We start from the raw sequence: 19,716 nt of genomic DNA, 5'->3' as shown, positions 1-19,716 counted from the left end.
GGAAGGGTTGGAGCACGGTCATTGCGAAGCCCCCGGGGGACGTTTGACGGACGGAAACGGAACGTTGACGGACGGAAACGGGACAGCGCGTGGGGCCGGGCACCTGGTGGGTGCCCGGCCGTCACGCGGAGAACGGATGACGCTCAGCGACTACCGGTTGCCGGTGGTGTTGGTGTCACCGCAGCTCGACGGCTGGGAGTCGGCGCTCAGGTCGCCGAACCCGTAGTTCTTGGTGGTGGCGATGTTCTTGCAGACCTCGGAGTTGGCGCCGACGAACGCGCGCGCGATGTTGGCGTTGCCGAGGTTGGCGGTGGGGACGACGTTGTAGACGTCACGGGCGAAGGTGAAGTTGGGGTTCAGCGCCAGCGTGGTGCCCGAACCGGTGGTCGGGGCGACGCCCGCGATGTTGCGCAGACGCGACTCACCGCGACGGTTCGGGACACCCGGAAGGGACTTGCCCTGGGCGATCCACTGGGCGACCGAGTACGGCATGACCTCCGTGCCGGTGGCGAGCGCGGTGCCGTCGTGCTCCTGGATCGTGTCGTTGACGCAGCCGCTCGCCTTGGCGGTGGCGATCTCCGCCTCGCTGACGCCGATGGACGACAGCCAGTACGTGCGGGTGCCGGAGCCGGCCTGCGGCAGCAGCGCCTTCGACACGGTCTTGGTGACGCCCGCGTCCACGAAGGTGCAGTTCCGGTAGATGGACTGGAGCTGCGCGACGCTCAGGTTGGTCGGCAGCGTGCTGCCCAGGTCGGTCGCGTAGGTCACCGCGTCCTTGCCGAACGGGATGAAGGTCAGCAGGTTGCCCGCGGTCGACGGGCCCCGCGAGGAGCGGGCGAAGTCGACACAGTCGGACTGCGTCGTGTTGTTGATGTCGGCGATCAGTCTGTCGATGCCGGCGGAGGAGCCGTTCGGGCGGGCGATGTTCGTGCAGTGCGGCGCCGTAGCCGCGGCCTTCGTGGTGATCGTGGCGGAGCCGGTGGCGTCGAACGAACCGACGATCTTGGCGCCGCCGGCGTCCACCGCGACCTCGCCAAGGCCGTTCACGACGTCCTGCGTGGTGTCGGAGCCGACACCCGCCAGCGGGCGGAACGGAGGGGTCGTGTAGTCGGCGGACGCGGGGGCGGCCATGAGACCGACACCGACAGCCGCCGCGCCGAGAACCGCGGCGCCGACCTTGGCGCGAGACTTGACGTTCACTTCTGATCTCCTTGTTTCGGATTTCGAAGACTGGACGTTCAAGCTGAATCCGGATTTCCGTGCTGCCGACCCGTCGATCGGCCACCGCATACGTTTCCAAGATTTCCCTGCGGGGGCCACCAATTCCCAGCGAGGGAAAGGTTACGGGACGGCCTACTAGGTGGATCCTAGGGAGTCCGGCGATGGGCGAGACGTAGCATTACGGGACCTGAAAGTGCTGCCGTCGCACCGAGAATGAGAACACCGAGAAGTACCCAGCGGATAACTCCCATAATCTCGCGGGGAGTGAGCCCGTTCTTGGCGTCGGCCGCGTTCTGCTGCGGCCCCGCGGAGGGCGAGGGCGAACCGCTCGTGGCCGCCGGTTCCGATGCCGCGTCCGTCGCGCCGCCGCCCGCGCCGCCCGCGGCGGATGAACCACCGGCACCGGAGGTGTCACCACCGGCGCCCCCGGAGAGACCGGAGCCGGCGCCGCCCGGATTGTTCGGGTCCGGCTCCCCGCCCGGGGGGTCGGTGGAGGGGGTTCCGCGTTCCAGGTCGTCCGCCGCTGTCTCGGCCAGCGTGCGCAGCTTCGCCGGCAACGGCGCGTAGCCGGGCGGCAGTTCACCCGCCGACAGGCCCGGTGTCTGGCCCGGCCCGGCGGCGTACCTGATGAACTCCGCGTATGCCTTGCGGGCTGCCGCGTCCTGGTTCACGGATGCGGCGGCATAGGTCACCGCGGTGAGCGGGTACGCCTGGCCCTTGGCGCGCGCCGGGTCCGGCTTGAGCACCCCGGGGTCGGCGGACGACGGCTGCATGGTGGCGACGTCCGCCAGGAGCGTGTCCGCCGAGGGCCGCACGAAGGTCCCGTCGGCGTTGCGCAGGGCCGCCGTGGGCAGTCCGTAGCGCTCCGCCGATGCGACGTCGACGATGGCGATCACGGCACGGGCGCCGGGCGGAGGAGCGTCGTTCGTCAGTTTGGGGGGCATGCTGGGGTCAGCACCCGCCTGATAGGTGATGGTGCGGTTGTTGTTGCCCCGGCGGGCCCGTAGCGCCCCTTCGTGCAGATCGCCGGTATAGGGGGCGAGATCCAGGATCGTGTAGGTGAGCGTGCTGCCGGCCGGACTGGCTTGGGCCGGCGCGAGCGTCGGATCCACCTTGGGGAACTCGTTCAATTCGGCGTTCTTGTCGATCTGCAGGTCCTTGAAGTACGAGTTGACCCGCATTCCGTCGGGGTCCGGCTTACCGGCGAGGAAGTCACGTGCTTCCCCGTCCGACTGGAGCCAGTTCCAGACCAGGCGCGTGGTGTCAGAATTCCCGATCGGCACCATCAGGCTCATCGTCAGACCGCTAGGAATGGTCGGGAAATCTGGATTCACCCTCCGGAATTCCGGGTCCACGACGTAGGAAACCGGATTGGCTCGTACATGCTCCGGCGGAGGTGCGGTTTTCGGCACATCCGCCTGATAGGAGTGGGTCAGCATTTTCGCCACCAGGCGTGGCGTCAGCCTGATGTCCCGGACCACCCCGTCCGGCCCCTCGATGAAGAAGGCGAACGCGAGCCCGGACACCGCCAGCGGAGCGTGCACGACGGCCGGGCCGCCCTCCGGCTGGGCCACCGGATCGACGGTGTAGCCCAGCGTCGGTGCCTCGCTGGAGGTGCCGAGGACCTGGCTCCTGGCCAGTTCCTCACTCGCCGACGTGAAGCCGAACGTGCTGCCCGTGGAGGTGCAGAGCTTCGGCTGCCATGACGTGACGGCGTCCGTCACCAGCTCGGAGCCGACCGTCGGCCGCTCCGGCTGGCCCTCCGGGCAGTACTGGTCGACCTGGAGGAAGCTCAGCGGGAAGACGATCCGCTGGTCCCAGTTCGTGGCGGACAGCGGAGAAGTGCGCAGTCGGTCGCTCCCGGGCTGGGTGACGTGCCGACCGTCCGCCTCGTGATCACCCCGCGGCACGACCGCCAGCCAGCAGCGGCGCGGTTTCGGCGTACTGCCTTCCGGCGCGGTGTTCGCGCCACATCCGAGGTAGTCGCTCTCGACTCCGTCCTGCAGCTCGAATTCCGTTTCGCCCGTGCCGTTGGCGAACGTCATGTTGGCCTGCTGCTCGTTGGTGTCCAGCGGACCGAAGTAGGTGTAGTCGTATGCCTCTTTGGTGGCCGGCTCGCCGTTGGCCGGCCGGAAGGCCACGAAGGGCTTCCCGCTGCTCTCAGCCGGGTCCTGCGATGTGTTCAGGACCCGGCCTTGCCCATCCCCCACCACGGCTCCGGAACCACCGTAGACACACTGCTCCCGGTCCGGACCCGCGGGATCGTCTCCCCAGCACTGCATGATCTGGAGATAGTTGATGTTGAAGTTGCCGTTACCCGGCGCGGTCTGCGCCCCGCCCTTCCAGGTGACCCGCACCCCCTGGGACCGCAGCCCCTGGGTCTGATGAACCGTCACCTTCAGGTCGGAGAAGTCGTCGTACTTCCCCTTCGCCCCCGATTTCGTCACCGCGGACGAGTCTCCGTCCGCCGCCACCGCGGGCTGTGCGGCCGGTGGCAGCGGCAGCAGGACCACGACCAGCGCGGCCAGCAGCGAGCCCACGGCGATCAGCGGGCGCGGTCGGCGCCACGTCAGTACACCTGTCATGCCGGACCTCCCGGTGCTCGGCTCGGTACCCGTCGTCATCGCGAACTCCCCTTCCGCCGCGTCCGGTTCGCCATCGCGCGTGCCACCGTCGGCGGCCCGACGACCACGCCGACCAGCAGCGCGGCGGACAAGGTCATCAGCGCCGTCCGCAGACCCGGGGAGCCGCCCGTGCCCAGGGACACCGGGCTGGCCACGACGGACGCGTCCCCGGTGCCGCCCTGGCCTGAGCCGAGGACCTCGCCGGTGTCGGGGTCGACGGCACCGCCGCCGGTCGTCCCGGCCGTGCCGCCGGTGCTGCCCGCCGTGTCACCGCCGGAGCCGCCCGTGGCGCCGCCGGAACCGCCGGTCGTGCCCGCCCCGCCGGTCGAGCCGGAGCCACCGCCGGTCGAACCGCCGCCGGTCGAACCGGAACCGCCGGAGCCGCCGGTCGTGCCCCCGCCGGTGGCCGGCGTGGGCTGCTTGGCGCCGCCGGTGCCGGTGGCGCACTGGTCGGAGCCCTTCTTGTCGCACGGGGGCGGGTGCGGCGCGTTGTCGATCAGCAGGTTCTTGCCGCCGGAGAACGTCGGGTTGTTGCACTTGTTGATGTCGATCCGGTCCGTCTCGGCCCCGGGGATCTTCCGGGTCTGCTCCATGCCGGCCTGCACGAGGTTCTTCGGCAGCGGCGAGTAGCCGAGCCGGTCGGCCTGTTGCTGGCCCTCGCACAGGAAGTAGTTGTTGAAGGCGCTGAGCGTCCGGCCCTTGGCCTTGGTGAAGCCCATCTCCTCCTTGGTGGGGATGATCATGTAGCTGTAGCTGGAGAGGGGATACGTACGGTCGTCGCCGAAGGTGTAGACGCTGTCCAGCTTCTGGGTCAGGTAGTTCGCCGAGCGCGGGTCGTTGTTGATCCCGGCCCTGGTGAGCGCCACCGCGACGCTGGACGCGGTCGGCTCGACGTAGTACCCGGCCTCGTTGAGAACCTTGACCACCGGGAAGCCGGCGTTGCGCGCGTAGGAGTACTCGACATAGGTGATGGCGCCCTCGGCCTGCGGCTGGCGGGTGTAACCCGCGACGCCCAGCGAGGTGGACTGGGAGACGAAGCCGGAGCCGGGGATGTTGGGGAAGTACGACGTCATGCCGCAGGGGGTGGGCTTGCCCGCGCGGCGGCAGTAGTCGTTCCACTGGGACCCGTACTGCTTGGACATCCACAGCGTGAACTGGGCGGTCGTACCGGAGCCGTCGGAGCGGACGACGGGGACGACCCGGCGGGCGGGCAGGTTCAGCTTGGGGTTGTCCGCCTTGATCTCCGCGGCGTTCCACATCGTGATCTTGCCGGTGAAGATCTTGGTGAGTACCTCGCCCGACAGCCGCAGGTTGGTGACGCGCTGCCCGCCGATCTTCAGGTTGTACATGAACGACGTACCACCGGCCACGATCGGCATGTACGCGTACTTGCGCGACGGTGTGGGGTCCGTGTTCCCCAGGTCGCTGAGGCCGTAGGGGATCTCGGACACACCGAAGTCGGAGGTGGCGTCGCGGAACTGGTTGCGGCCGATCGTCGAGCCCACCGACGAGTAGTTCACCGTCATGCCCTGCTGGCGCACATTGCGGCGCCACTGCTCGATGGCGTTGGCACTCCAGGTCGAGCCCGAGCCGCTGATCTTGGTGTAGGTGGCGGCGTCCGCGGGGGGCGGGTTCAGGGCGAGCAGCGCGCAGACCAGGGCGACGAACAGCGCCAGCGCCTGGTACGCGCGCTGGGCGCGTGGACGTCGGACGGTTGCGGGTATCACGGGGTGCTCCTCGTCGGTGCGGTGCGGGCGGTGGGCGGGACGGGGGTGGCGTGTGCGGCGAAGCGCCGGGCGTCGCGGCGGGAGGCCCGGACCCGGCGGTGCTCCTGACGGCGGGTGAGCTGTCCCGGTCCGCGCCCGCCGAGGATCCGGGCGAAGACGAACAGGACGAGCACCAGGACCAGCAGGACCGCCGCCGTGCCGAAGCCGCGGGCGATGTAGCTGGCCTCGGGGGACTTCACCAGCTCGAAGGCCGCGAGCGGCAGCGACACCATCGGGCCCTTGAGCGGATTGGTCTCCAGCTCCGCGGTGTATCCGGCGGTCAGCAGCACCGGCGAGGTCTCGCCGACGCCGCGCGCGGTGCCGAGGATGACGGCCGTGGTCAGTCCGGAGCGCGAGGTGGGCAGCACCACATGCCACACCGTGCGCCAGCGCGAGGTGCCGAGCGCGTACGACGCCTCCCGCAGCGTGCCGGGGACCAGCCGGATCACCACGTCGGACGCGCGGATGACGATCGGCAGCATCATCACGGAGATCGCGAGCGCGGCGGCGAGTCCGGAGCGCTCGAAGCCGAGCGCCAGGATGAAGGTCGCGTAGATGAACAGGCCGGCCACGATGGAGGGCAGCGCCGTCATCGCCTCGACGACGGTGCGGACGAACCGGCTGAAACGGCCCGGGATCTCGTTGAGGAAGACCGCGCAGACGAGTCCGGTCGGGATGCAGATCACCAGAGCGATGCCGATCTGCCAGAGCGTGCCGACGATGGCGTGCAGGATGCCGCCGACGTCGAGCGGTTCGAGCGGACCCGCGGCGGCCATCGACTCGGTGTAGAAGTTCAGGTGCGGCAGCGCGGTGCGGCCCTCGTAGAGCGTGTAGACGACCACGAAACTCAGCGCGGTCAGCATCAGCACACCGAGGCTCTGCACGATGGCGGCGGCCACCCGGTCGCGTACCGCGGGGCCGTCCTCGTCGAAGGAGACCAGCAGCGCGTACAGGCCGATGAAGAGCGCGTACGCGATGACGACGAAGCCCAGAGTGCCGTTGAAGGGCAGCAGCCGGTCGAACATCAGCCAGGTGATCGTGAGCGCCGCGGCACCCGAGCCGAGGAGCGCGTACACATCGGTGGCGCGCAGAATCGACAGGTTCCGGCGGGACTCCGAGGCGGGCCGGTCGCCCCGGTGGCCGGGCAGGACGGTGGCCGGCCGGGCGGGGGCGGGCTCGTCCCGCGCCTCCCGGTCGCCCGGCGGACTCTGTGGTGTGGTGACGGTCATCAGGCTCGGTCTCCTCATGAGTCGCTCGCCGCGCCGGAACGGCTGCGGGCGACGATCGACGACGCGGCGAAGTTGACGACGAGGGTCATCAGGAAGAGCGCGAGGCCGGCGGCCATCAGCGCCGACATGCCGAACTCGGTCGCCTCGCCGTAGCGCAGGGCGATCAGGGCGGAGACCGAGTTGGTGCCGTTCTGCAGGATGTGCGGCTGGATCTCGAAGACCGGCGAGATGATCAGGTACACGGCGATGGTCTCGCCGAGCGCCCGGCCGAGGCCCAGCATGGTGCCGCCGATCATGCCGCCCTTGCCGAAGGGCAGGACGACGCTGCGGATCATGCCCCAGCGGTTGGCGCCGAGCGCGAAGGCGCCCTCCCGCTCACCGACCGGCGCCTGCGAGAACACCTCCCGCATGACCGAGCAGATGATCGGGGCGACCATCAGGGACACCACCATGCCCGCGATGAAGGTGGACGAGGTGTAGACCGTCGCGGTGGCGAGCGGGTCGGACGGGTCGACGCCGTCGACCTTGAAGATCGGGATCCAGCCGAAGTAGCTGGAGATCCAGCGCGACACGGTGACGACATGGCCCTGGAAGAAGAACAGGCCCCACAGTCCGTAGACCACCGACGGGACGGCCGCCATCAGGTCCACGACGCTGATGAGGGTCTGCTTGATCCGCGCCGGGGCGTACTCGGAGATGTACAGCGCGGTGCCGAGCGCCAGCGGCACCGCGAAGACCAGGGCGACGCAGGCGATCAGGATGGTGCCGGTCATCACCGCCGCGATACCGAAGTGATGGCCCTCCGGCTCCCACGCCTCGGTGGTGATGAAGTCCCATCGCGCGACTTCGAGCGCCTGCCACGCCCGGTAGGTCAGAAAGCCGCCGACGAGCAGCATGATCGCGAGCACCAGGGCGCCCCCGCCGCGCAGTACTCCCCGGAAGGCCCGGTCGGGCACGCCGGGATCGACGTACAGCCGTCTTGGCGGGTCGTCCGCTGCGGGCACCGGTGGCTCTTCCATTCGCGTCGTCACATGGGTCGACGCTCCTGAGCCGGAATGGACGCCTGCGCACCTGAAGGTGAACTGGAGCACCCTGCGAGGCAACTTCCGGGGTTGACGTGAACACGGCGTGCGGAGAATCCGTGAGCGACGTACGGCGAAGCGGAAGGGGCCGGGGCCCGCCGCTGTGGCGGGCCCCGGCCCCTTCCGGCACGGGCTCTCGGCGTAGCTGTCGGTGACCCGGTGTGGTCACCCGGCGTCGTCCCACGGAATCGCGCCGGCCGCGCCGAGTTCGGCGAGCAGCGAACGGAACCGCTCGTAGGCGGCCTGACAGGTCGAGTGCCGCTCGTAGGCGCGCGCGGAGACGGCCAGCGCGCCGCCCCCCGGGTCACGCAGGCGCCAGACCCAGCCGCTGCCCTCCGCCGTGTGATGGACGGCCCCCGGTAAATCCGCGACCTCGCGGCTCAGCCTTTCCAGGGCGGCCCGGCACTCCGCGTAGTCCCGGTACGTCGTGGCGGCCACGGCCATGACCCGCCCGTTGGTCGCGATGAGGCGCCATGAGTACGTTCCGTCCGCGTCGATGTCTATATGACAGCGCGTGCCTGGTAAGGCAGCGCGGCCCTTTCTTCCCGTCATCCATCCCCGCCCCTGTGGTCCCCTGCACCTGACGTTAAGGAAGCTGCACGAGTCAGCGGTGGTCAGCGCCCGTGCGGCATCTGCAGATTAGTGAGGCGAGAGTGACATGCAATCGCCCTCAGTAAGCGCATTCGTCATGCTTCACGTGAAAGTTGCCCCTCGTTCATGTGCCCGACCGATGGGGCGCGTGGGTCCGGGCCGCGCGCTCTTCGGCCGCCCGGACATGGAGGGTTGGGGCCCCGCGGTACGCGTAGGTGGGCGCCAGGACCGCTGAAATTCGAGTCGAATTTCCCCTTCGGTTTTCCATGACGGCAAGCCGGCGGATATTCGCGCGCATTCCATTGTGCGAAAAATTCGCACCCCGATTGAAGCGGTCGGCGGAAACCTTTCGAAATCTCCACGGAATGAGTACGCTGCACACGTCAATTCGGCCCGCCGGGGGTTTAAAAGGCAGGCCATGGCATTCACATTGGGGAATTCGCATGCGCAAGAGCCTTGCTGTCGCCGCCGCCGCGTGCGGCGTCGTCGCCCTGTCCGCCCTCGCCGTTCCGTCCGCGTACGCGGACGAGCAGTACGGCGACACCGAGATCACCGGCGTGGTCGTCAACGGCGGCGATCCCGTCGTCGTCGGTACGAGCGCGAGAACCGTGACCGTCGAGGTCACCGCCACCGACCCGTCCGGCCTCGACCAGATCAACGCCACCCTGTACCGAGGCTCGTTCGGGGCCCCCGACGCCACCGTGCCCTCGGCCGCCGCCTGCGGGCCGACCACCGACACGACCAGCACCTGCGTCCTGACCTTCCAGCTCACCCCGGGCACCGCCCCGGCCGACACCGCGCAGGCCGGCACCTGGCAGGTCAGCGCCTCTGCGATCGCCCCCGACAGCGACGCCGCCTTCCGGGACAGCGCCGCCACCTTCGCGCTTCAGCGCGAGACGAAGCTGACCGTTGACGCCACCCCGGACCCGGTCAGGTGGGGCAAAACCCTCACCGTCAAGGGTGACGTTCGGCACGCCGACTGGGCGGCCGGTACGCATGCGTCCGCCGGTGCCGGCGAGTCGGCGCGGTTGCAGTTCCGCGCGGCGGGCTGCAAGGAGTTCAGGACCGTGAAGACCGTGACGACCGCCGCGGACGGCACCCTGTCCACCACCCTGCGGGCCTACCAGGACGGCACCTACCGCTGGTCCTACGCGGGTACGGACAGCACGGCCGCCGCGGTGTCCGACGGCGAGTACGTCGACGTACGCTGACACCCGAGCCTGTTCCGATCCTGGACACGACGGCGCCGGACCGCCCCACGGGCGACCCGGCGCCGTGCGGTCAGTGTCACCGCACAGACCCTGTACAGCCGCTACGCGCGTAGATATGCTCCCCTCGTGACCATGCCCACCACGCCCTCAAAACCGGCCCCCGCCCCAGCCCGAGGAAGCGCCCGCGATCTCGGCGGTCTCGTCGACGTCACCTCGTCCGACGCCGCCCTCCGTCGCTTCCTGCACGGGCTCCCCGGTGTCGACACCGTCGGCCTGGAGGCGCGCGCCGCCGCGCTCGGTACCCGCTCGATCAAGACCACGGCGAAGGCGTACGCCATCGACCTGGCCATCTCGATGATCGACCTCACCACGCTGGAAGGCGCGGACACCCCGGGCAAGGTCCGGGCGCTCGGCGCCAAGGCCGCGCACCCCGATCCGACCGACCCGTCCACGCCCCGTACCGCCGCCGTCTGCGTCTACCCGGACATGGTCACGACGGCCAAGGAGGCCGTCGCCGGTACGGACGTCAAGGTCGCGTCCGTCGCCACCGCCTTCCCGGCGGGCCGCGCCGCGCTGGACGTCAAGCTGGCCGACGTACGCGACGCCGTCGCGGCGGGCGCCGACGAGATCGACATGGTCATCGACCGCGGCGCCTTCCTCGCGGGCAAGTACCTCAAGGTGTACGACGAGATCCGCGCCGTGAAGGACGCGTCAGGCGCCGCCCGCCTCAAGGTCATCTTCGAGACCGGCGAGCTGTCGACGTACGACAACATCCGCCGGGCGAGCTGGCTCGGGATGCTCGCGGGCGCCGACTTCATCAAGACGTCGACGGGCAAGGTCGCGGTCAACGCCACCCCCGCCAACACCCTCGTACTCCTCGAAGCCGTACGCGACTTCCGCGCGCAGACCGGCGTCCAGGTCGGTGTGAAGCCGGCCGGCGGCATCCGCACCTCCAAGGACGCCGTCAAGTTCCTGGTCCTGGTCAACGAGACCGCGGGCGCCGACTGGCTGGACAACCACTGGTTCCGCTTCGGTGCCTCCTCGCTGCTCAACGACCTGCTGATGCAGCGCCAGAAGCTGGCGACCGGCCGCTACTCCGGCCCCGACTACGTGACGGTGGACTGATCACCATGGCAGACAGCGCAAGCGTGTTTGAGTACGCGCCCGCCCCCGAGTCCCGTTCCGTCGTCGACATCGCGCCCTCCTACGGCCTGTTCATCGACGGCGAGTTCACCGAGGCAGCCGACGGCAAGGTCTTCAAGACCGTCTCGCCGAGCACCGAGGAGGTGCTCTCGGAGATCGCGCAGGCCGGCGAGGCCGACGTCGAGCGCGCCGTGAAGGCCGCCCGCAAGGCGTTCACCGCCTGGTCGGCGCTGCCCGGCGCCGAGCGCGGCAAGTACCTGTTCCGGATCGCCCGGATCATCCAGGAGCGCAGCCGCGAACTGGCCGTCCTGGAGACCCTGGACAACGGCAAGCCGATCAAGGAGACCCGCGACGCGGACCTCCCCCTGGTCGCCGCGCACTTCTTCTACTACGCGGGCTGGGCCGACAAGCTCGACCACGCCGGATACGGTCCCGGCCCCCGCCCCCTCGGCGTCGCGGGCCAGGTCATCCCCTGGAACTTCCCCCTCCTGATGCTGGCGTGGAAGATCGCCCCGGCCCTCGCGACCGGCAACACGGTCGTCCTGAAGCCCGCCGAGACGACCCCCCTGTCGGCCCTGTTCTTCGCGGACATCTGCCGCCAGGCGGGCCTCCCCAAGGGCGTCGTCAACATCCTTCCCGGGTACGGCGACGCGGGCGCCGCCCTGGTCGCGCACCCCGATGTGAACAAGGTCGCCTTCACCGGCTCGACCGCCGTCGGCAAGCAGATCGCGCGCACCGTCGCGGGTACCGGCAAGAAGGTCACCCTGGAACTGGGCGGCAAGGGCGCCAACATCGTCTTCGACGACGCCCCGATCGACCAGGCCGTCGAGGGCATCGTCACCGGCATCTTCTTCAACCAGGGCCAGGTCTGCTGCGCGGGCTCCCGCCTGCTGGTCCAGGAGTCGATCGAGGAGGAGGTCCTCGACGCGCTGAAGCGGCGCCTCGCGACCCTGCGCCTGGGCGACCCGCTCGACAAGAACACGGACATCGGCGCGATCAACTCCGCCGAGCAGCTGGCCCGGATCACCGCGCTCACCGAACGCGGCGAGGCCGAGGGCGCCGAGCGCTGGTCCGCGCCCTGTGAACTGCCGTCCTCGGGCTACTGGTTCGCGCCGACCCTCTTCACGAAGGTCACCCAGGCGCACACCATCGCCCGCGACGAGATCTTCGGCCCGGTCCTGTCCGTCCTGACGTTCCGTACGCCCGAAGAGGCCGTCGCCAAGGCGAACAACACGCAGTACGGGCTGTCCGCCGGCATCTGGACCGAGAAGGGCTCCCGCATCCTCGCCGTGGCGAACAAGCTGCGCGCGGGCGTCGTCTGGTCCAACACGTTCAACAAGTTCGACCCGACGTCGCCGTTCGGCGGGTACAAGGAGTCGGGCTTCGGCCGCGAGGGCGGCCGTCACGGTCTGGAGGCGTACCTCGATGTCTGACACGGCCCGCATCAGTGTCTTCAAGACCTACAAGCTGTTCGTCGGGGGCAAGTTCCCCCGCAGCGAGAGCGGACGGGTGTACGAGGTGACGGACCGCAAGGGCAGCTGGCTGGCCAACGCGCCGCAGTCGTCCCGCAAGGACGCCCGTGACGCGGTGGTCGCCGCCCGCAAGGCGTTCGGCGGCTGGTCGGGCGCGACCGCGTACAACCGGGGCCAGATCCTCTACCGCGTCGCCGAGATGCTGGAGGGCCGCCGGGAGCAGTTCGTCCGTGAGGTCGCGGACGCCGAGGGCCTGTCGAAGGCGAAGGCGGCGGCGCAGGTCGACGCGGCGATCGACCGCTGGGTCTGGTACGCGGGCTGGACCGACAAGATCGCCCAGGTCGTCGGCGGCGGCAACCCGGTCGCGGGCCCGTTCTTCAACCTGTCGACGCCGGAGCCGACCGGCGTGGTGACGGTCCTCGCCCCGCAGGACTCGTCGTTCCTCGGCCTGGTCTCGGTGATCGCCCCGGCCATCGCGACCGGCAACACGGTCGTCGTGATCGCGAGCGAGCACGCACCGCTGCCCGCACTGTCCCTGGGCGAGGTCCTGGCGACGTCGGACATGCCGGGCGGTGTGGTGAACGTCCTCTCCGGCCGCACCGCGGAGATCGCGACCCCGCTCGCCGCGCACCAGGACGTCAACGCGATCGACCTGACCGGCGCCGATGAGGCGCTGGCCAAGGAGTTGGAGATCGCGGCGGCCGACAACCTCAAGCGGGTCCGGCGCCCCAGCGCCGACGACTGGTCGGCGGACCCGGGCACGAGCCGTCTCACGGCGTTCCTGGAGACCAAGACGGTCTGGCACCCGACGGGTTCCCTGGGCGCGTCCGGCTCGTCGTACTGAGCGACCCGCGACCCCACGAAACCGGGGCCCCGCCTCTCCACCGTCCGGGAGAGGCGGGGCCCTGCCATGCGCTACGGGCCTTTGGTACGGGCCCGCGATTCGGGTGTGCGATACGGGCGTCAGCCGCCGAGCAACTTGGTCACCTGTCCCACGACCGGCAGATCCCGCGCCGCGTCCCCCCGGGTGAGCGGCGCGGTGACCGCCGCCGTCGACACCGGCTTGAAGTCGGCGACCTGCGTGCCGACCGCGTTGTCCAGCGGGTCCACGCCCGTCTTGGCGAGCGGGTTGATCTGGAGCGCGGTCAGCGGGCCTGTGACATATCCGACGGTCCCGGTCAGCGCCTGCCCGGCGGCCTGCGGGTCGGCATCACCGCCCGGCAGCGGCAGGCCGCCCGCCTGCGGTGCCGCCGACGCCGCCGCGCCGCCCGCGCCGAGCGCCAACCCGGCGACGGTGAGTGCGATGCCCGCGCGCAGCAGGGCGCGCTGGGCGGTGGAGGTCTGCCGGTCTGCGTTACGTGCCATCGGTGCCGCCTGTGTGTCGTTGCCGGTGAAGGAATGCCCGGAGTAACGGGATGCTCACAAACAGTAGTTGAGGTGTGACGCGCGCACCAAAGGCGACCCGCGGGGTCGGCAGGGGCGCCGCGATACCGCACACTGGACTCTCGTGAGTTCCCATCCCCCGATACCGACTCGGGTCGTGCTGCTGGCCGGCCCCTCCGGCTCCGGTAAGTCGTCGTTCGCCGCCCGCTCCGGGCTGCCCGTGCTCTGTCTGGACGACTTCTACAAGGAGGGCGACGACCCGACGCTGCCGCTGGTGCCCGGCACCTCCGACATCGACTGGGACGCACCCGACTCCTGGGACGCCGACGCCGCGCTCGCCGCGATCGGAGAACTCTGCCGCACGGGCCGTACCCGGGTGCCGGTGTACGACATCGCCACCAGCTCCCGTACCGGCGAGGACCCCCTCGACATCGAGCGGACCCCGCTGTTCATAGCGGAGGGCGTGTTCGCCGCCGACCTGGTGCGGCGCTGCGCGGACCTGGGCGTACTCGCCGACGCGCTCTGTCTGCGCGGGCGCCCTTCGACAACGTTCCGGCGACGGCTGCTGCGGGATCTGCGGGAGGGCCGCAAGTCGGTGCCGTTCCTGCTGCGGCGCGGCTGGCGGCTGATGCGCGCGGAACGCGGAATCGTCGCCCGCCAGACCGCCCTGGGCGCCCACCCGTGCGCCAAGGCAGAGGCACTGGGCCGCCTCACGGCAGCGGCGGCAGGGCGCTGCGCCAAGGGCAGAACGACGGCCCAGGCCCGCTGAGACCCGCGTACACAGGGGCCCTTACACACCAAAGCGGGACCGAAAGACCCCCCGGCCTACGGTCCCGCTCGGTGTTTCCCCCGTACTCCCGTGGATCCCCCGACCCCCGGGTCCTGCTCCCCCGTGCTTCCCCCGTATCCCCCGTGCTACCGCCTGTCTCCCCCCGGAGTGGCGGTGTCCCTCAGGCGACCAACTCGCCGAAGGACTCCTCCTCGTCACGGCCGAAGCTGAGGACCTCGTCCTCACGCAGCCGACGCAGGGAGCGCCAGATGCTCGACTTCACCGTGCCGACACTGATGTCGAGGATGTCCGCGATCTCCGGGTCGGTGCGGCCCTCGTAGTACCGCAGGACCAGCATCGTCCGCTGGAGTTCGGGCAGCCGGGCCAGTGCCTGCCACAGGACCGCGCGCAGTTCGGTGCCGCGCATCGCGTCCGTGTCGCCGACCGTCTCCGGCAGTTCCTCGGTCGGGTACTCGTTGAGCTTGCGCCGCCGCCAGGCGCTGATGTGCAGATTGGTCATCGTGCGGCGCAGATAGCCGCCGACCGCGGCCTTGTCGCTGATCCTGTCCCACGCCTTGTACGTCGAGAAGAGGGCGCTCTGGAGCAGGTCCTCCGCCTCGAAGCGGTCACCGGTCAGGTGATAGGCGGTCGCGTACAGGGAGGCGCGGCGTTCCTGGACGTAGGCGGTGAACGCGGCTTCCGCGTCCGACTCCGTCCCCGACTGCCGTTCCCCCAGGGCCTCCCCGTACGCCGTACCCCCGTGCGTTCCCCCGTTCTGCGCGTCAACCACCGTCATGTACGCGGTGTGCTGACGCCCGGTGCCGCGAGCGCACCCCCGCCCGCTCACGGCACCGGACTTCTCATGCTGGCCGGCGCTCTTCGTGACGTCGTGGAGACGCGTGACCACTGCGCTCGTGGTGGTGCTGTGCAGCGTATTCATCTCGCGCCCCCCGTCGGTGGAGTCCCGGTTCCTTGCGATGACCAGAAGCTTGCCGGGGGCACTTCATGGCGGTGTCCCCCGACTGTCACAGCACTGTCACAGGGGCCTGTCGTATGCCCTGTCGTATGTGGGTGCGGTGTGGGAGCGCTCCAACAGTCGAAACCCCACCGCACCATGGGACAGAATGACGTCTGTGCCTTCCCTGTTGCTGATCGAGGACGACGACGCCATCCGTACGGCCCTGGAGCTGTCACTGACGCGCCAGGGGCACCGTGTCGCCACGGCTGCCACCGGCGAGGACGGTCTGAAGCTGCTGCGTGAGCAGCGGCCGGACCTGATCGTGCTGGATGTGATGCTGCCCGGCATCGACGGCTTCGAGGTGTGCCGGCGCATCCGGCGCACCGACCAGTTGCCGATCATCCTGCTCACCGCGCGGAGCGACGACATCGACGTGGTCGTCGGACTGGAGTCCGGCGCCGACGACTATGTCGTCAAGCCCGTGCAGGGCCGGGTGCTCGACGCCCGGATCCGTGCGGTGCTGCGGCGCGGCGAGCGGGAGTCCACGGACTCGGCGACCTTCGGCAGCCTGGTCATCGACCGGGCCGCGATGACGGTCACCAAGAACGGCGAGGACCTTCAGCTCACGCCGACCGAGCTGCGACTGCTCCTGGAGCTGAGCCGGCGCCCCGGCCAGGCCCTGTCGCGGCAGCAGTTGCTGCGGCTGGTCTGGGAGCACGACTACCTCGGTGACTCGCGTCTCGTCGACGCGTGTGTGCAGCGGCTGCGCGCGAAGGTCGAGGACGTGCCGTCGTCGCCGACCCTGATCCGTACGGTGCGCGGGGTCGGTTACCGGCTGGACTCGCCTCAGTGACGAAACCGCAGGACAAGCTCCGACGCGGGGCCGCGGCGCGCAGGGCGATACTCGCGGGGCTGCGGTTCACCAGCCTGCGGCTGCGTCTGGTCCTCGTGTTCGGTCTGGTCGCGCTGACGGCGGCGGTCGCGGCGTCCGGGATCGCGTACTGGCTGAACCGTGAGGCGGTGCTGACGCGGGCGCAGGACGCGGCGCTCAACGACTTCCAGCAGGAGATGCAGAACCGCGCGGGCACCCTGCCGATGCATCCGACGCAGGCCGAACTCCAGCACGCGGCGGGCCAGATGGCGACCAGCAGCCAGCACTTCAGCGTGCTGCTGATCGCTACCGACGAGAACGGCGCCACGGTCGTCGGCAACTCCGACCTGGACACCTTCACACTCCAGGACGTACCCCGGGCGCTGCGGGCCGCGGTGAACAAGGAACAGCCGGTCACCTCGACCAACAAGTCCGCGTACCACCTGTACTGGCAGCGGGTCGTCGATCACGACACCCCGTATCTGGTGGGCGGGGCGCGGGTGATCGGCGGCGGCCCCACCGGGTACATGCTCAAGTCCCTTGAGCCGGAGGCGAAGGACCTCAACTCGCTCGCCTGGTCGCTGGGGATCGCGACGGGCCTCGCGCTGATCGGCGCCGCGCTGCTCGCACAGGCCGCCGCGACGACCGTACTCAAACCGGTGCACCGGCTGGGCGCCGCCGCGCGCCGGCTCGGCGAGGGCAAACTCGACACCCGGCTGCGGGTCTCGGGCACGGACGAACTGGCCGAGCTGTCACGGACGTTCAACCGGACCGCCGAGTCCCTGGAGAAACGGGTCGCGGACATGAGCGCGCGGGACGAGGCGTCGCGCCGGTTCGTCGCCGACATGTCGCACGAACTGCGCACACCGCTGACCGCGATCACGGCCGTCACGGAGGTCCTGGAAGAGGAACTCGACGCCGAGACGGGCAGCGTCGACCCGATGATCGAGCCCGCCGTACGGCTCGTGGTGAGCGAGACACGGCGGCTGAACGACCTGGTCGAGAACCTGATGGAGGTCACCCGTTTCGACGCGGGCACCGCCCGCCTGGTCCTCGACGAGGTCGACCTCGCCGACAACATCACGGCGTGCATCGACGCGCGCGCCTGGCTGGACGCGGTCGACCTCGACGCGGCGCGCGGCATCGTCGCCCGGGTCGACCCGCGCCGCCTCGACGTCATCCTGGCGAACCTCATCGGCAACGCCCTCAAGCACGGCGGTTCGCCGGTACGGGTCGCGGTGCGGACCGATGACGACGACGTGCTCATCGAGGTACGCGACCACGGTCCCGGTATCCCCGAGGACGTCCTGCCGCACGTCTTCGACCGGTTCTACAAGGCGAGCGCGTCCCGGCCGAGGTCGGAGGGCAGCGGTCTGGGCCTCTCCATCGCGCTGGAGAACGCCCATATCCACGGCGGCGAGATCACCGCCGCGAACTCCCCCGACGGCGGCGCCGTGTTCACGCTGCGTCTGCCCCGGGACACGTCGGCGCTGATGGACGAGGACGAGACGGACGGCTCCGGTACGGGGCCCTCCGGGGAGAATCAGGAGGGCGCGCCGTGACGCCGGTACGCGGACGGTGGCTGCGCCGGGGACTGGCGGTGCCGCTGGCGGCGCTGGCGCTCGCCGGGTGCGGGATCCGGTCGACGGAGGTACCCACGGACTTCGGCCCCGCGCCGTCGCGGGCCCCCTGCGAACTGTCCGCGCCGGACCTGTCGGCGCAGTCGGCCGGGGGCATCGCGGTCCAGGTCTACCTGCTCTGCTCCTCGCAACTGGTCACGGTGGACCGGACGGTGGAGCTGCCGAAGGGCGCCACGACGGCCGGCGACCGCGTCCAGGTCGCCCAGGCCCTCCTCGGCGAACTGGAACAGGAACCGTCCACCCCGGAGAAACAGGCCGGGTACACGACGGACGTACGCGGCGGGATGACCGTCACGGGCCCACGCGCCGGTGACCCCGACGACGCGCTGCGCCTCGGCATCCCGCCGGAGGACCTGTCGGCATTCGCCCTCGCCCAGATCGTCTGCACGCTGGCGAACTCGGCGGCAGCGGAAAATGGCACGGTCACCCTCGGCGGCCCCAACACAGAACCCCTCCGCCGCTACGACTGCCCCCCAGAACTCCGCTCCCGCCCAGGCACAACAGAACCCCCGAGCACGGTCGTCACTGGCTAACCCGTCCCACCCACCCACCCCCACTGTGGACAGGCACCCCCGCCCCACCCGACCCCGTTGTGAGCAGGCGCCCCGCCCCACCCGACCCCGTTGTGGGCAGGCGTTCCGCACGGCGATGGGGGTCCCCCCTGGACGGAGCTTGTCGGAGTCCTTGGGGGAGGGTGGGCACAACGCCAAGTGCCGGCACGCCGGATAAAGGGCCCAGCACACCGCGTTACATAAGTGACCGGCAACACGAACCCCACCGGAACCGATCCAACCGCTCCGGTCGTCATAATCGGCGTGCGCCAAGGCCCACGCGGCAACCCCGCCGCACTCCGCATCCGTGCGGCAGGAGGACTCCTCCTCGTCGTACACCTCGCGCTCGTCGCATGGATCACGCTGCGCCCCCTCGACGTCCCCTGGGTGGCCGCACCCAACTTCCACCCCTTCGCCGGGATCAAGGCGGACCTCGCCCTGGGCCCGACGCAGGCGACCCGCAGGATCGGCGAGGGACTGGGCCTGCTCGCCCCGCTGGGCGTCCTGCTGCCGATGGCCGGAGGCAGGATCGCCGTATCACCGCTGGCGTCCCTGCTGCGCACGGTCACGGCCGGCGCCCTGCTGTCCCTGGGGATCGAGCTGTTGCAGACGGGCGTGCCCGGCCAGGTCGTGGACGTCGACTCGATGCTCCTGAACACGCTCGGCGTCGCCCTGGCGCATATCGCGCTGGTACCGGCGTTCCGCGCCCGGACACGGCGCCGCAAGGAGACCGCGCGCCGGGCGGCGGCCCTCCGCCGGGAGGAGAGCCCCCTGACTCCGACCCCGACGATTCCCAGGGTCGGGATCGCCCCGTAGAGCGATGCTTTGGGCCCCTTCGCCACCGTACGGTCGTATGAGACGACGACATCCCGTGGACGACATCTCCTGAAGGAGCCCACCATGACCGCCCTGACCCGCCCCACGAACGGACGGATGATCGGTGGAGTGTGCGCCGCGCTCGCCCGGCGCTTCGGCACCTCCGCGACCACGATGCGCGTGATCTTCGCGGTCTCGTGTCTGCTGCCGGGCCCGCAGTTCCTGCTCTACCTGGCGCTGTGGATGCTGCTGCCGGGCGAGAAGGCGTCACGCGAGGCGTGGTGACCCGTACGCCCCCTGGTACGCACACGGAAGCGGGGGGGGGGGGGCCGGGGGGGGGGGGCCCCCCCCCCCGGCGGCGGGGGGGGGGGGCCCCCCGGGGCGCCGGC

Annotated in this window: 18 protein-coding genes; 10 read left to right on the top strand and 8 right to left on the bottom strand. The window is 70.3% G+C overall.

The genetic code is table 11. From position 1 onward, the window contains the following. Window positions 1–150 precede the first annotated feature (150 nt). The 6 genes from ACFVT5_RS02405 to ACFVT5_RS02380 form a co-directional block, all read right to left on the bottom strand. Complete coding sequence (locus tag ACFVT5_RS02405) at window positions 151–1,200, bottom strand: hypothetical protein (protein ID WP_389880529.1); 1,050 nt, start codon at window positions 1,198–1,200, stop codon at window positions 151–153. A 167-nt stretch (window positions 1,201–1,367) separates the two neighbouring features. Further along, window positions 1,368–3,806, bottom strand: a complete 2,439-nt coding sequence (locus ACFVT5_RS02400) for a hypothetical protein (protein WP_389880527.1) — start codon at window positions 3,804–3,806, stop codon at window positions 1,368–1,370. Between the two features lie 35 nt (window positions 3,807–3,841). After that, window positions 3,842–5,572, bottom strand: coding sequence for a phosphate ABC transporter substrate-binding protein PstS (locus tag ACFVT5_RS02395; RefSeq protein ID WP_389880526.1), 1,731 nt, complete (start codon window positions 5,570–5,572; stop codon window positions 3,842–3,844). After that, window positions 5,569–6,840: a phosphate ABC transporter permease PstA gene (gene pstA / locus ACFVT5_RS02390; protein ID WP_389880524.1), complete on the bottom strand. Its 1,272-nt coding sequence runs from the start codon at window positions 6,838–6,840 to the stop codon at window positions 5,569–5,571. Before pstA ends, ACFVT5_RS02395 begins: the two co-directional genes overlap by 4 nt. A 14-nt stretch (window positions 6,841–6,854) precedes the next feature. Then, entirely contained in the window at window positions 6,855–7,871 is a 1,017-nt protein-coding gene (gene pstC / locus ACFVT5_RS02385; RefSeq protein WP_389880522.1) for a phosphate ABC transporter permease subunit PstC, read from the bottom strand. Between the two features lie 216 nt (window positions 7,872–8,087). Continuing rightward, entirely contained in the window at window positions 8,088–8,474 is a 387-nt protein-coding gene (locus ACFVT5_RS02380) for a DUF1508 domain-containing protein (RefSeq protein ID WP_389880520.1), read from the bottom strand. 482 nt (window positions 8,475–8,956) lie between these two features. Here ACFVT5_RS02380 and ACFVT5_RS02375 point away from each other — a divergent pair, with 482 nt between their 5' ends. The 4 genes from ACFVT5_RS02375 to ACFVT5_RS02360 all read left to right on the top strand — a co-directional run bounded on the left by ACFVT5_RS02375 (window position 8,957) and on the right by ACFVT5_RS02360 (window position 13,183). Next, window positions 8,957–9,724 (top strand): DUF5707 domain-containing protein, encoded by a 768-nt coding sequence (locus ACFVT5_RS02375; protein ID WP_389880518.1) that lies wholly within the window; start codon window positions 8,957–8,959, stop codon window positions 9,722–9,724. A gap of 132 nt (window positions 9,725–9,856) precedes the next feature. Further along, window positions 9,857–10,849 (top strand): deoxyribose-phosphate aldolase, encoded by a 993-nt coding sequence (gene deoC / locus ACFVT5_RS02370; protein ID WP_389880989.1) that lies wholly within the window; start codon window positions 9,857–9,859, stop codon window positions 10,847–10,849. A gap of 5 nt (window positions 10,850–10,854) precedes the next feature. Further along, complete coding sequence (locus tag ACFVT5_RS02365; protein ID WP_389880517.1) at window positions 10,855–12,300, top strand: aldehyde dehydrogenase family protein; 1,446 nt, start codon at window positions 10,855–10,857, stop codon at window positions 12,298–12,300. Continuing rightward, window positions 12,293–13,183 carry an aldehyde dehydrogenase family protein gene (locus ACFVT5_RS02360; RefSeq protein ID WP_389880515.1) on the top strand — a complete coding sequence of 297 codons (891 nt, stop codon included), beginning with the start codon at window positions 12,293–12,295 and terminating at the stop codon, window positions 13,181–13,183. Before ACFVT5_RS02365 ends, ACFVT5_RS02360 begins: the two co-directional genes overlap by 8 nt. 119 nt (window positions 13,184–13,302) lie before the next feature. Here ACFVT5_RS02360 and ACFVT5_RS02355 read toward each other — a convergent pair whose 3' ends face one another. Continuing rightward, the gene (locus ACFVT5_RS02355) at window positions 13,303–13,704 is read right to left on the bottom strand and encodes a hypothetical protein (RefSeq protein WP_389880513.1); all 402 of its coding nucleotides are present in this window, start codon (window positions 13,702–13,704) and stop codon (window positions 13,303–13,305) included. Between the two features lie 142 nt (window positions 13,705–13,846). Here ACFVT5_RS02355 and ACFVT5_RS02350 point away from each other — a divergent pair, with 142 nt between their 5' ends. Beyond that, window positions 13,847–14,491, top strand: coding sequence for a uridine kinase (locus ACFVT5_RS02350; RefSeq protein ID WP_389880511.1), 645 nt, complete (start codon window positions 13,847–13,849; stop codon window positions 14,489–14,491). Between the two features lie 181 nt (window positions 14,492–14,672). Here the strand turns inward: ACFVT5_RS02350 and ACFVT5_RS02345 are convergent, their stop codons facing one another. Beyond that, window positions 14,673–15,431: a SigE family RNA polymerase sigma factor gene (locus tag ACFVT5_RS02345; protein ID WP_389880510.1), complete on the bottom strand. Its 759-nt coding sequence runs from the start codon at window positions 15,429–15,431 to the stop codon at window positions 14,673–14,675. Between the two features lie 193 nt (window positions 15,432–15,624). Between ACFVT5_RS02345 and afsQ1 the strand changes: the two genes are divergently transcribed. The 5 genes from afsQ1 (at window position 15,625) to ACFVT5_RS02320 (ending at window position 19,612) form a co-directional block, all read left to right on the top strand. Further along, the gene (gene afsQ1, locus ACFVT5_RS02340) at window positions 15,625–16,302 is read left to right on the top strand and encodes a two-component system response regulator AfsQ1 (RefSeq protein ID WP_389880987.1); all 678 of its coding nucleotides are present in this window, start codon (window positions 15,625–15,627) and stop codon (window positions 16,300–16,302) included. Next, the gene (locus ACFVT5_RS02335; RefSeq protein WP_389880508.1) at window positions 16,299–17,882 is read left to right on the top strand and encodes an ATP-binding protein; all 1,584 of its coding nucleotides are present in this window, start codon (window positions 16,299–16,301) and stop codon (window positions 17,880–17,882) included. Before afsQ1 ends, ACFVT5_RS02335 begins: the two co-directional genes overlap by 4 nt. Beyond that, the gene (locus ACFVT5_RS02330) at window positions 17,879–18,493 is read left to right on the top strand and encodes a hypothetical protein (protein ID WP_389880506.1); all 615 of its coding nucleotides are present in this window, start codon (window positions 17,879–17,881) and stop codon (window positions 18,491–18,493) included. The genes ACFVT5_RS02335 and ACFVT5_RS02330 overlap by 4 nt, the downstream gene beginning before the upstream one ends. Window positions 18,494–18,775: 282 nt before the next feature. After that, window positions 18,776–19,327, top strand: a complete 552-nt coding sequence (locus tag ACFVT5_RS02325) for a VanZ family protein (protein ID WP_389880504.1) — start codon at window positions 18,776–18,778, stop codon at window positions 19,325–19,327. Window positions 19,328–19,411: 84 nt separating this feature from the next. Beyond that, the gene (locus tag ACFVT5_RS02320; protein ID WP_389880502.1) at window positions 19,412–19,612 is read left to right on the top strand and encodes a PspC domain-containing protein; all 201 of its coding nucleotides are present in this window, start codon (window positions 19,412–19,414) and stop codon (window positions 19,610–19,612) included. The last annotated feature ends 104 nt before the right edge of the window (window positions 19,613–19,716 follow it).

The sequence above is a fragment of the Streptomyces sp. NPDC058001 genome (assembly GCF_042886315.1).
Classification (GTDB): Bacteria; Actinomycetota; Actinomycetes; order Streptomycetales; family Streptomycetaceae; genus Streptomyces.
This window is presented reverse-complemented; position numbering and strand designations above follow the sequence as displayed.

Excerpts from the sequence above, each read along its gene's own strand:
- ACFVT5_RS02375 (WP_389880518.1), top strand. The coding sequence starts at position 8,957 with ATGCGCAAGAGCCTTGCTGTCGCCGCCGCCGCGTGCGGCGTCGTCGCC.
- ACFVT5_RS02400 (WP_389880527.1), bottom strand. The coding sequence starts at position 3,806 with ATGACAGGTGTACTGACGTGGCGCCGACCGCGCCCGCTGATCGCCGTG.
- ACFVT5_RS02320 (WP_389880502.1), top strand. The coding sequence starts at position 19,412 with ATGACCGCCCTGACCCGCCCCACGAACGGACGGATGATCGGTGGAGTG.
- ACFVT5_RS02345 (WP_389880510.1), bottom strand. The coding sequence starts at position 15,431 with ATGAATACGCTGCACAGCACCACCACGAGCGCAGTGGTCACGCGTCTC.
- pstA (WP_389880524.1), bottom strand. The coding sequence starts at position 6,840 with ATGACCGTCACCACACCACAGAGTCCGCCGGGCGACCGGGAGGCGCGG.
- ACFVT5_RS02360 (WP_389880515.1), top strand. The coding sequence starts at position 12,293 with ATGTCTGACACGGCCCGCATCAGTGTCTTCAAGACCTACAAGCTGTTC.
- ACFVT5_RS02380 (WP_389880520.1), bottom strand. The coding sequence starts at position 8,474 with ATGACGGGAAGAAAGGGCCGCGCTGCCTTACCAGGCACGCGCTGTCAT.
- ACFVT5_RS02355 (WP_389880513.1), bottom strand. The coding sequence starts at position 13,704 with ATGGCACGTAACGCAGACCGGCAGACCTCCACCGCCCAGCGCGCCCTG.
- deoC (WP_389880989.1), top strand. The coding sequence starts at position 9,857 with ATGCCCACCACGCCCTCAAAACCGGCCCCCGCCCCAGCCCGAGGAAGC.
- ACFVT5_RS02365 (WP_389880517.1), top strand. The coding sequence starts at position 10,855 with ATGGCAGACAGCGCAAGCGTGTTTGAGTACGCGCCCGCCCCCGAGTCC.